The organism is Rubripirellula reticaptiva (assembly GCF_007860175.1).
GTDB classification, from domain to species: Bacteria; Planctomycetota; Planctomycetia; order Pirellulales; family Pirellulaceae; genus Rubripirellula; species Rubripirellula reticaptiva.
The window spans coordinates 234,884-247,224 of sequence record NZ_SJPX01000004.1 but is presented as its reverse complement, the minus strand read 5'-3'; the positions used below and the strand labels follow the sequence as shown (position 1 = coordinate 247,224).

At 54.4% G+C, this 12,341-nt stretch carries 8 protein-coding genes; 6 read left to right on the top strand and 2 right to left on the bottom strand.

Going from position 1 to position 12,341, the window contains the following annotated elements; all coding sequences use genetic code 11:
* The first annotated feature begins 46 nt into the window (after positions 1 to 46).
* Complete coding sequence (locus tag Poly59_RS17950; RefSeq protein WP_146535505.1) at positions 47 to 2,512, top strand: response regulator; 2,466 nt, start codon at positions 47 to 49, stop codon at positions 2,510 to 2,512.
* Between the two features lie 273 nt (positions 2,513 to 2,785).
* Positions 2,786 to 4,036: an HD domain-containing phosphohydrolase gene (locus Poly59_RS17945; protein WP_146535504.1), complete on the top strand. Its 1,251-nt coding sequence runs from the start codon at positions 2,786 to 2,788 to the stop codon at positions 4,034 to 4,036.
* On the opposite strand, the gene Poly59_RS17940 is transcribed toward Poly59_RS17945, so the two are convergent.
* Positions 4,022 to 5,458 carry a DUF389 domain-containing protein gene (locus tag Poly59_RS17940; protein ID WP_146535503.1) on the bottom strand — a complete coding sequence of 479 codons (1,437 nt, stop codon included), beginning with the start codon at positions 5,456 to 5,458 and terminating at the stop codon, positions 4,022 to 4,024. The two genes, Poly59_RS17945 and Poly59_RS17940, sit on opposite strands and share 15 nt — an antisense overlap.
* A gap of 183 nt (positions 5,459 to 5,641) precedes the next feature.
* Between Poly59_RS17940 and modA the strand changes: the two genes are divergently transcribed.
* From modA to Poly59_RS17920, 4 genes are all read left to right on the top strand, one after another.
* Entirely contained in the window at positions 5,642 to 6,460 is an 819-nt protein-coding gene (modA, locus tag Poly59_RS17935; protein ID WP_146535502.1) for a molybdate ABC transporter substrate-binding protein, read from the top strand.
* A complete protein-coding gene (locus tag Poly59_RS17930; protein ID WP_146535501.1) occupies positions 6,457 to 7,278 on the top strand; it encodes an ABC transporter permease in 822 nt (273 codons plus the stop codon). Before modA ends, Poly59_RS17930 begins: the two co-directional genes overlap by 4 nt.
* Positions 7,279 to 7,287: 9 nt before the next feature.
* On the top strand, positions 7,288 to 7,935 hold the full coding sequence (locus Poly59_RS17925; protein ID WP_146535500.1) for an ABC transporter ATP-binding protein: 648 nt from the start codon (positions 7,288 to 7,290) through the stop codon (positions 7,933 to 7,935).
* 128 nt (positions 7,936 to 8,063) lie between these two features.
* Positions 8,064 to 10,370, top strand: a complete 2,307-nt coding sequence (locus Poly59_RS17920) for a peroxiredoxin family protein (RefSeq protein ID WP_146535499.1) — start codon at positions 8,064 to 8,066, stop codon at positions 10,368 to 10,370.
* A gap of 20 nt (positions 10,371 to 10,390) precedes the next feature.
* Here Poly59_RS17920 and Poly59_RS17915 read toward each other — a convergent pair whose 3' ends face one another.
* Positions 10,391 to 12,307 (bottom strand): DNA gyrase/topoisomerase IV subunit B, encoded by a 1,917-nt coding sequence (locus tag Poly59_RS17915; protein ID WP_146535498.1) that lies wholly within the window; start codon positions 12,305 to 12,307, stop codon positions 10,391 to 10,393.
* Positions 12,308 to 12,341 lie beyond the last annotated feature (34 nt).

Genomic DNA, 12,341 nt, shown 5'->3' with positions numbered 1-12,341 from the left:
AGCGATTGCGAAATCAGCGATCACGATGCCCACCTAACGACTCACCATGAAACGTCTTTACTCACGAATACCGATTCGCCTCCGTATCTCGTTCGGCCTTGTCGGACTGATGGTCGGCACGCTGCTGTGCGCCAGCGCGTTTGGGTTCTTTCCGAACGAGCAGCGTGAAATCCTACACGGTCGTTCGAAACTTTGTGAAGCGTTAGCGATCAACGCTACCGTTTTGATGGCCGAAGAAAAATCTGAGGCACTCAACATGGTCCTGCTGTCGATCGTCGCTCGAGACCAACAGATCGCCAGCATCGGTTTTCGATCGGACGAAGGTGACCTGTTGGTCGCTACCGAAACTCACGACACCGCATGGACAGTTGGTGCCGACGTGGATGCGGATCACATGTCGGTTCCCGTGTTTCGAAACGGTGAACGATTCGGACGTTTAGAAGTCGCATTCCAATCAACCGGTGGATTCTGGGGTTTGAATTATTGGGCACCCGCGTGGCTAATGATCGTGCTGATACCGTCCTGCCTGATTCAGTTTTCGTTCTTTCTGCGTAAGGCGTTGGAAAGCCTTGACCCGCACGGCGCGGCTCCGAAACATGTGCGTGATACGTTTAATCGCTTGGGCGTCGGTCTTCTGCTGATCGACGATCGCGATCGAATCATCTTGGTCAATCAATTGCTTGCCGATTGCTTGCAGCGTGACGTGAAAGAAACTGAGGGTCAAAAAACATCCTCGATTCCTTGGATCTGCGAAGGCGAACTGCCATGGGACGAGTCCCTGCGAACTGGCCAGATGGTAAACGGCCGATTGATGAAAATCAAAGTCGGTGACCACCATCGCACGTTGAACGTCAACAGCACGCCCATCATTGGCTGCGGCACGATGGTCACGCTTGAAGACATCACAGTCTTGGAAGAAAACAAACTCGAACTTGCCAAGGCGCGTGACGCTGCCGAAGCGGCGAACCAATCCAAAAGCGCGTTCCTGGCCAATATGAGTCACGAAATCCGCACTCCGATGAACGCCATTTTGGGCTTCACCGAAGTTTTGCAGCGGAACATCGAACACGACGAAAGCAAGCGTCGAAAACATCTCAACACCATTCACTCGAGCGGCACGCACCTGCTGAACTTGATCAACGACATCTTGGACCTTTCCAAGATCGAAGCCGACCGATTGGAAATCGAGTCCATTGCGACCGAAGTCGATCGCATCGTCGCGGAAGTCGTCACGGTCATGCGAATTCGTGCCGAAGAAAAATCGATCACGTTGGAATACGAATTTGATGGAATGATCCCCAGGACCGTCCAGACCGACCCTGCCCGTTTGCGGCAGATCCTGACGAACTTGGCCGGCAACGCAATCAAGTTCACCGAAAACGGCGGGGTCAAAATTGTCACGCGATGGGACAACACCGGCGGTCACCCTGTCATGGTTTTCCAAGTCGTTGACTCGGGCATCGGCATGACAGCCGAGTCCACCGAAAAAATCTTTAACCCATTCTCGCAAGCCGACGCTAGCGTGACCCGTCGTTTTGGCGGCACAGGACTGGGGCTGTCGATCAGCAAACGATTCGCCGAAGCGCTCGGCGGCGGTATCGCCGTCACCAGTCGCGTGAACGAGGGAAGTGTATTCACAGTCACGATCAACGCCCCTTGCGAAAGCGAAGTTGAACTGCATTATCCCAACATCGAAGAACTGGAATCCGCCACCGAAAGCGAAACGCATCTTGCGATTCGATTGCCCAACATGCGAGTCCTATTAGTCGATGACGGCCAAGAAAACCGCGAATTGATGAGCGTCATTTTGGGTGAGGCTGGCGCGTTGTACAAGACAGCGGAAAACGGACTCGAAGCCGTGCAGTTGGCAACCGCCGAGGAATGGGACGTGATCCTAATGGACATGCAAATGCCCATCATGGATGGGTACACCGCAACACGAACGTTGCGAGATCAAGGCTATGACAAACCCATCATTGCCTTGACCGCGCATGCAATGCAGCACGCCGAACAAGAATGCCTGGATGCCGGTTGCACAGGATTTCTCACCAAGCCCGTCGACTTTGATCGATTGATTTCAATGCTCGCAGAAATCGCAGGACTCGAGGTCAGCATCGAAACGGGCGTTGCTCAAATCCAAATGCTTGACGCTTTGCCGGCCCCTGAAGAATCCGTTAACGAACCAATTCGTTCGACCCTGCCGATCCACAAAGAGCGGTTCCGAGAAATCGTCGCCCAATTCGTCGACCGACTCGACGAACGATTCGACATGATCGAAAAAGCGATCGTTGACGAAGACCGATCCTTGCTGACCGAAATGGGTCACTCATTGAAAGGTTCAAGTGGCAACTGCGGGTTCGCAGGAATGTCCGAACGCGCGGCTCACCTAGAAACCCTGGGCTCGGATGGTGACCTAGAAGAAATACGCCAAACCCTAGTCAGTCTTCGCGAAATGAGAGCACGAATCGAAGTGCCCGAATCCGTTGACTGTACGGAATCAAACGCGACTTAGCCGCCAACCGACAAACCATTTGCGTCAGATGAACCACCGGGACTGGTAGTCGCCCGCGTCATCAATACGATCGACAAAATAGATCACAGGCGAAACCCTTGACGAGCTTCGCTGCCCGATCACTAAGTGCCGTCTACAACCCAACGAACTGTTACAACCCTCCTGTCAAAGTACGAATTCGTATCACTCTGCCCCACAACTTCTGGAATGTCTCTGTACCGGCCTAGACTTTAGGACTAGAAGGCAATTTCGGAAAAGAGCACTCGAATCCCTATGATCAACATCACTCCAATTCCTGACACATTCAGCGCTTCCGACCAGGACCCAACGAAAAGCACGTTGGTCTTGGGCGTTGATTTTTCGCCTGCCTCTGCCGAGCGGAGCAGTTTGGCCGTCCGAGAATCGCAAGTCATGATCGTGGATGACGAATCAACCAACATCGAAATTTTGCGTGCCTATTTGGAAGAAGACGGGTTTTCAAACTTCATCACCACCACGGACTCGACCCTTGCGATCGATAAGATCCGAGACCAACGCCCCGACATCGTATTGCTTGACATCAATATGCCCAAGGTATCCGGGTTACAGATTCTTGAAACGATGAAATCCGATACGGAACTCAAGCTGATTCCGACCGTGGTGTTGACCGCCAGCACTTCGCCCGAGGTAAAACTGCAAGCATTGCGTTCGGGCGCTTCTGATTTTCTTGCCAAACCTGTCGACCCCAGCGAGCTGATTCTGCGCGTCGAAAACGTATTGGCCGTAAAAGCTTATCAGGATCACTTGGCTCAGTATTCCGAACAACTTGAACGACAGGTCCGCGTTCGAACCCGCGAATTGATCCGTTCACGCCAAGAAGCCATTCACTGCCTCGCTCGAGCCGGTGAATACCGTGACGATGATACCGGACAACACGTGCTTCGCGTGGGACGATACGCCGCGCTGATCGCTGATGAACTTGGGTTTCCTCGCGCCGCGATCGACTTGATCGAACAGGCTGCTCAATTGCATGACGTCGGAAAGATTGGCGTCCCCGACGCGATCTTGCACAAGCCCGGAAAACTGGACCCGCATGAGTTCGAGATCATGCGCGGCCACTGTGGAATCGGTCGCCGAATCATCAACCCGCTAAGCCACGAAGAATCGATTCGACTGAAACAACACACGTCGGTCGGAATGCAAATCATGAGTTCCACGACGTCGCCGGTGCTGAAGCTAGCGTCAGTGATTGCAGCGACTCACCACGAAAAGTGGGATGGATCGGGCTATCCCAACGGACTTGCAGGAAAAGACATCCCCATCGAAGGACGGATCGTTGCAGTCGCCGATGTCTTCGATGCACTCAGTTCGCAGCGGCCGTACAAAGCAGCATTTCCGGTCGATAAGTGCCTGGAAATTTTGACCGACGGTCGCGGAACTCACTTTGATCCCACCGTGTTGGATGCGTTTATCAAACGCAAAGACGAGGCCATCCAAATTCGCCAAGGCTATGTCGACGCCAGCGACGTGTCATTGCCCGAGTGACATCTCGGCTTCGGACCAACGCAGAAGCCAGATTAGTGCCAACAACACGATACACAAAAGGCTCGCCAAGACTCGCAACGACCACCGTGACCGAGCATCAATTTTGGTCTCACTGCGCATCCCACGTGCCCACAAGATAAACGACGATCCAATCATGATCGTCAGCACGTTGACCGAAACCAGTAGCAGCGGTCCGGCAATCGGAAATCCTTTCTCGGTCGGATACCAGTTTCCCATGGCAATCTGCAAACCAGCAGTGGAAATCGGTGGCACCAAAGCCGCAGCAATCGCTGCACCAGCAAGCGCCGATGATAAGTGCGTCCGTGTGCGGGCATACGACGCCGCAAGTCCGCCAATCATCCCGACACCAAAGTCGAGTGGCGAGGGTCGACATCGCGCCCACATCTCGTCAGTCGCCTTCAGTTCTTGAAACAGCCCCACCATCCATCCCATCAAGATGCTGGATAAAAGCGCGCCGATGAAACCGAGCACAATCGTCAACAGCGATGACTGAAACAGCGGCCGGTTACCATGAGCGAGCGCTAAACCAGCACCCAAGATTGGCGTCATCAACGGTGCAATCAGCATCGCGCCGATGATGACAGCCGCCGAGTCTTGCACTAATCCAAACGCGGCCATCATCGCCGCAGCAGAGATTAGGGCAAAGAATTCTAAATTTGGCCGCGATCCAATTTCGACGTCTTGCGCCAGCGCCGTCCGCTGTTCGCGATCCATCGGTGGCGCGATGGATGCAAACCACTTTCGAATTCTCGCCGCGGCGTTGTCGATCAGCGTATCGCCATCTCGCACGACAGCAAAGTTAGCCACCGACGACTGCGATATTCGCTTTCTGGCCCATCGATAAAGTGATTCTGAATCACTTAGCGGATCAACGCCCACCAAGACCAAATCACCCTCGGCAGCATCCGCCGCCAGATCATTCGATTCATCACCTTCGAAACGATAGGATTCGTCTGAAGCAACGCCCAGCATCGATTCCCCAAGCCGGGTCGAAATCGATTCCTTGCCGCTATCGATGCCATAGATTCGACCGATCGATTCTGAACCGACGTCGCTGCCCACGTGAATCCATAGAACGTCACAGGTCGCACGCTCGAATAGCGTTTGCTGCCAACTGTGGTCGTTGGACTGGTAACAAATCAGCAGCCTTTTGGCGTGCGATTCGGCAAGGTACTCCAATACCGCGTCAACTGACTCGTCAACGGTGTCCACCGTCAAGCGATCCGAAGAAACTTCCAAACGTTCAGCTGCGGTTCGGCGGATTTGTTCGGTCAGAACGTTCCGATCCAGCCCTCGAATCGCAATCCGAATGAGTGTTTCATCATTGCGAGCCAGTCGCTTGCACCAAGACAGGGCCAAACGAAACTCGTCTTCGCAACCGATTACCAATACAACGCTCATCCGATCTAGCCTTCAATTTCTGTCGCGGGGTTACCGCTGGACGATTCGGTTGCAAACGACAACCAAGTCCATTGGTGCCGGTCCCGCGTGCCCGTTGCTAAGATATGCCGTGGGCGCTGAATCATACGGTATTTTCAGCTTGACCTGTGACGAGACCTCCCCCACTTTGGAACACCAAACGTTATGACCGGAAGATCGAAATTGATCGCCGCGATGGGCGGTTCGATTCTTCTTTGGAGCCTGTCGCTGGGAATCCTAATCGGCACCGATCGCACCCATCCAGCGGGATCATCGACCAGCGGTCGCCGTCCGTTGATGCTGTATTGTGCGTCCAGTAATCGCAGCGTTATCGAAGCATGTTGTCGCCAGTATCGTCGCCAAGGCGGTTGCGAAGTCATTGTGCAATACGGCGGATCTCAAACCCTGATGTCGTCCATCGAAATCACGAACACGGGCGACTTGTTCTTGCCGGCCGACGACAGCTACTTATTGCAAGCTGTGGCAGATGGCCGGGTCAGCGATTCGTTTGCCATCGCGTCGATGAACATCATCGCGGTCGTGCGGCGCGACAATCCCAAATCGATTGCGAACCTTGACGATCTCAGCCGCCTCGATGTGCGATTGTCTCAGGCCAATCCCGATACTGCCGCCGTCGGTCGTCTGACCCGTGACCAACTTACATCGATCGGCCGGTGGGAAGAACTTGATCGTGCCACCGACACCTACCACACATCGGTGACCGAAGTCGCCAACGATGTCGTGCTAGGGTCGGCTGATGTAGGGGTCATCTTTGACGTGATGCTGAACCAATATCCCGACCTTCAAGCGGTTCGAATCAAACAACTCGATGGCCAGGCGGCAAAAGTATCGATCGGCGTCCTATCGTCGAGCGACCAACCCGATCACGCGATCGAGTTTGCCGAGTTTCTGTTGAGCACGGCAGGCGGCCAAGCGATCTATCGTGAATTTGGCTTTCACTCGGCCGAGGAAAGCCGCCCATGAAACCGCGTTCCGATGTACCGTTCTTTATCGTGATGGTGGGGTTGTCATCGTGCTTCGTCGGCCTGATTGTGTTGCTGATCTTAGCCGATGTTTCCTTCACTTCGATTCATCATTTTCGGCAAGCGATTTCAAAGCCTGAAATCCTAGCGTCGATTCGATTGACGCTGTTGACCTGCACGGTATCCGCGATTTCGTCGATCTGGGTCGCCACGCCACTAGCGTATCTACTATCACGATTTCGATTTCCAGGTCGCGTGATCGTGGATTTGATCGTGGACGTCCCATTGGTTCTTCCGCCCTTGGTCCTTGGCTTGAGTTTGTTGATCCTATTTCACCTGCCAGTTGGCGATTGGACACTGGAGTCGTGGCTGCGCGACACCACAGGCGTTGCTGTGACTCACCATTGGCCGGCGATCGTGCTGGCACAGTTCTGTGTCGCATGCGCGTTCGCCGTCCGAATGATGCGAGGAACGTTTGCGCAGATCGACCGACGGGCCGAGGACGTCGCCCGCACGCTGGGCTGCAATCACGGACAAGCGTTCTTTTACGTGGCGCTTCCGCAAGCCGGGCCGGGGATGATCGCCGCGACCACCATCGCCTGGGCACGATCGCTTGGCGAGTTTGGCCCAATCTTGGTTTTCGCCGGAGCGACCCGAATGAAAACAGAAGTCCTATCAACCAGCGTCTACTTGGAAATGAGCGTTGGTGAACTTGGATCCGCAGTCGCGGTCTCTCTATTGATGGTGGGAATCGCAATTGCGGTCCTGGTCGGAATGCGTTTGATCGGCAACGGCATCACCAAGGACACGTTGCAGTGATTGAACGCAATGATTGAATTAAACAAACTGCATGTTGTTGCTGGTGACTTCGCGTTGGTGGACATCAACCTTTGCATCAAGCCCGGCCAATACGCCGTATTGATGGGCGAATCGGGCGTGGGAAAGACCACGATTCTGGAAGCCATTTCTGGTTTGCGTTCGGCGAGCGCAGGAACCATCGTCGTCGGCGATCGCAATGTGACGACAATGTCGCCAAGTCAACGAAACGTCGGCTACGTCCCCCAAGACTTGGCTCTGTTCCCGACGATGACGGTGCGAGAACACCTAGAGTTTGCTCCACGACTGCGCGGCCAATCTCAAAAATTGATTGCACAATCGGTCGATCCCCTGGTCCAGCGTCTCAGCATTTCTCATTTAATGTCGCGAAAACCCGCCCGGCTTAGTGGCGGAGAAGCTCAACGAGTTGCACTCGGCCGCGCACTTTCGTTCCAACCCGACGCACTGTTGCTTGACGAACCGCTCAGCGCACTGGACGAATCAACACGTGCGACTTTGCAATCACTGCTTCGGTCAATCAATCGCGAAACCGGCGTTACGATCCTTCACGTTACTCACGATGCGACAGAAGCCACCGCACTTGCTGATGTCCGCTTTCGACTATCCAGCGGCAATCTCGACTTGGACGTTATTCGGTAGCTCGATCACGGTCGAACCCAGGATCGACGAATGGATGTCGATTTGCCGTCCAATGCAACTCGAAACGCGAATCGGGATTACAATGCGGGCGTCCACTCCCGCCGAACATTCCCCCGCGAATCCCACCCATGCTGCTACGCATTTTCCCGACCGCAACGCTCCTATTCGTGTGCCTATTGGCAAACACAATCTACGGCTCTGATGACCTCGCTGGGCCAGACGAAGTCGAAGCCGGGCACAGCTATCATGGCGAGGCATTCAACGAGGGGCCGCGGCAGGCGGGTCAGATCCTTGCCGGCATGCCAAAAATCACATTTCCAACATCAACCAAGTCAGGATCCGCCCAGCAGTTTTTCGAACAGGGCATCGCGCAACTGCACGGATTTTGGTACCTAGAATCCGAGCGATCCTTTCGGCAAGCTGCTAGCGAAGATCCGGCCATGGCGATCGCCTACTGGGGAATGGCCATGGCAAACATCAATAACCAAAAGCGAGCTCGCGGGTTCATCGATGAAGCCATGAAGCTTCGCAATTCCGACACCAGCAAACGCGAAAAACTCTATATCGAAGCTCTTGACCGGATGACCGAAAAAGTCTTTGACGATGAAGACAAACGCAGCAAGGACGAAAAGAAAGAAGCTAAACAGAACCGAACCGAGCGATACTTAAGTGACCTCGAGGAAATTCTGCACCAATATCCCGATGACATCGAGGCGAAAGCATTCCTGGTGTTGTCACTTTGGCTGGGTGACCGTGACGGCGTCAAGCTAACCAGCCGCCTTGCCGTTGATGCGCTGCTTCGTCAAATCGTTGACGCCAACCCGATGCACCCAGCTCATCACTATGGCATTCACCTTTGGGATTCCAAACATCCCGATAATGCACTTGAATCAGCCGCCAAGTGTGGTCCATCAAGTCCAGGGATTGCCCACATGTGGCACATGCCGGGTCACATCTATTCGAAGCTGAAACGGTACAACGACGCGGCGTGGCAACAAGAAGCGTCGGCCCGAGTGGATCACTCGCACATGATCCAATCGCATTTGATGCCCGACCAAATCCACAACTTCGCGCACAATAACGAATGGCTGGTACGCAACCTGCTGTTTGTCGGACGCGTCGATGATGCTTTAGATTTGTCCCGGAACTTAATCTCGCTGCCTCGACATCCCAAGTACAACACAATGTCCAAGGGCGGCAGTGCCAAATTCGGCCGCGAACGCTTGATTCAAACTTTGACGCAGTATGAGTTGTGGGACGAATTACTGCATGAATCGGGCGGTGACTATTTGGTGCCCACCGATAACGCGACTTTTCAAGAGGACTGGATGGGATGGTCGGCCGTTGCTCAGTTCAAAGCGAAACTCGGAAAGCCAGCCGAAGGAGCCCGCACACTACGAGCACTCCAGCGGCGCCGTCTCGCATTGCAGGGGCAACTACTAGACTTGGCGGAACAAAAAACGAAGAAAAACGAAAACACCACGACAGAAGAACAAGAAGACACACCGGAACTGCCGTCGCGAGACAAAATCAAGAAGCACATCGCGGAACTGACTAAGATCATTGCTCGCGTTTCGGCCGCCTCGGCCAGTCGCCATAAGGATGCGGCTGCATTCAAGAGAAGTGCCAAGAACGCGAAACTTGATCCAGTGCTCGAGGCTCGATGGCTTGCTCGAACAGGCGAGCATGATGACGCAATCAAGCTTGTCCGCAAGGCCGTGAAAGACAGCCCATCCCAAGTTCGACCGTTGGCCGTGCTTGTGGATTTGTTGTGGGAAAGTGGCAAGCAGGAAGAAGCCACCAAAGAATTCGAAACACTGCGCAGCGTTGCCGCCGTCGCCGATATCGATACGCCGATCTTGGCGAGGCTGGGTCCGGTTGCAGCACATGCCAAAATCGACGGCGATTGGCGAATCACGTCAAAACCCGCAGCGGATCTGGGCGATCGACCACCGCTGGATCAACTAGGCCCGTTTCGTTGGCATCCTTACCAAGCCGAATCGTGGGGCGCCAAGCGGGCCGACGGAACACTGGTGGCCGGCGACGAATTCGATGGAAAGCCACGCATCTTGGTCTTCTATCTAGGCTTCGGTTGCTTGCACTGCATGGAACAATTGCACGCGATGGAACCCAAGACCCAAGAGTTCAAGGACCTCGGGATCGAGCTTGTCGCGATCAGCTCGGAAACCGTCGAAGAACTAAAAACCGGGCAAGACAACTTCGAAGCCAAAATGTCGATTCCGCTGTTGTCTGATGCCAAACAACACGTTTTCAAATCGTTCGGTTGCTGGGATGATTTCGAATCCCAGCCACTGCATGGAACATTCTTGATCGACGCGGCGGGCAACGTCCGCTGGCAAGACATCGGTTACGAGCCGTTCATGGACATCGACTTTTTGGTCAACGAATCGAAACGATTGCTCGAACTGAAGTAACGCTGGCAAGCTTGCCGACGTTACACGTCAATCGCTTCAGCGTCTTCGGCGCGTTCCATGATGAAACGGAATCGAGCCGATGCATCGCGGCCCATCAAGTCGCTGATCACTCGATCGGTTTCTAAGTGATCGTCAATTTCAACTTTGACCATCCGCCGGGTGCGAGGGTTTAGAGTCGTGTCCCAAAGCGTCTTGGGCATCATCTCACCAAGTCCCTTGAACCGCGTGATTTCTGGCTTCGCACGAGTTCCATGCTCGGCGATGATGCGTTCGCGGTCGGGTTCATCGGCGGCCCAGTACGTTTCCTTGCCAATGTCGACTCGGTACAGCGGCGGAACGGCAATGTACAACCGCCCGGCCGCGATCAGCGAAGGCATGTGACGATAGAAAAATGTAAGCAACAGAGTCGTGATGTGGTGACCGTCGCTGTCCGCATCAGCAAGCAACACGACCCGGTCATAACGAAGCTGGGTCAAGTCCATGCTCGCCCCGATTCCGCAACCAAGGGCGGCGACGAGGTCCTGGATTTCTTTGTTTTCGAGGATCTTCTTGAGGGTTGCGCTTTCGGTGTTGAGCACCTTTCCACGCAGCGGCAAAATCGCTTGGTGGTTCCGATCGCGGCCCTGCTTGGCACTGCCACCGGCCGAGTCACCTTCGACGATGAAGAGTTCCGAATCACCTTTGCCGCCTGAAACACAGTCCGACAACTTGCCCGGCAACATGGTCCGCTTGCTACCACCTTTGCGCGAAATCGCATTGGATGCAGCACGAGATGCTTCGCGAGCACGGGCTGCAGCGATGATCCGCGCGATCACCGAATCGGCCACGCTGCGGTTATTGTTCATCCACTGTTCCATCGCCGGTCGAACGACTGCTTCAACAACCGCTTGAACTTCCGAGTTATTGAGTTTGTCTTTCGTTTGACCTTGGAATTGCGGTTCCGAAATGAAGATCGAAAGGATTCCCACCATGCCCTCGCGAATGTCTTCGGTCGCAATTTTGACACCTCTTGGCGTCAACGAGTGCGTGTCGATGTAGTTGCGAACGGCTTTATTGAGTCCGCTGCGAAAACCATTTTCGTGGGTGCCGCCACTGCCGGTGGGAATACCGTTGACGTAGCTGCGAACATGTTCGTCGGTTGATTCGGTCCACTGAACGGCGACCTCGACACGGGCTTCGGAATCGTCTTTTCGAAGCGTGAAGGGCAGTTCGTGGATCGGGCGTGCGTTTCGTTCCTTCAGCACTTTGCCCAAGAAGTCGACAATCCCGTTTTCGTGATGGAACGTGTCTTTCGTCTTTGCCGATTCGTCGACATAGGTGACTTTGACACCACGATGCAGAAAGCTGGCCGTTTCCAACCGCAACCGAATCAGTCCACTGTCGAAATCGGTTTTAGGGAAGATTGTTGGATCGGGCGTGAACGTGATCGTCGTTCCGGTGCCTCGAACGGCACCCTTCAATTTTTGCAACTTGCTGGTTGGCTGGCCTTTGGCGAAAGTCATCCGGAACTGAGCACCGTCACGTTTGACCACTGCGACAAGTTCTTTGGACAGTGCGTTGACGACCGATGCACCGACGCCGTGCAAACCACCGGCTGTTTTGTAATTTCCCTCGTCGAACTTACCGCCCGCGTGCAGCACCGTCAGCACCGTTTCGAGCGCCGATTTTTTTGTCTTGCTGTTCCGATCGACGGGGATACCACGACCGTTGTCGGATACCGTCACCGTACGACCATCGCTATGAAGCGTGACGGAAATTTCGGTGGCATGACCGTTCATCGCTTCGTCGACACTGTTGTCGACGACTTCCCAGATCAAGTGATGCAGTCCCTGCATGCCGACGCCGCCGATGTACATTCCGGGACGTTTTCGAACGGGCTCAAGCCCTTCCAAAACGGTGATGTCGTCGGCGCCGTATCGTTTAGTTGCGGTAGACATGGGGGGAGCAGGTTTTAGGGGTTAGGTATTAGGT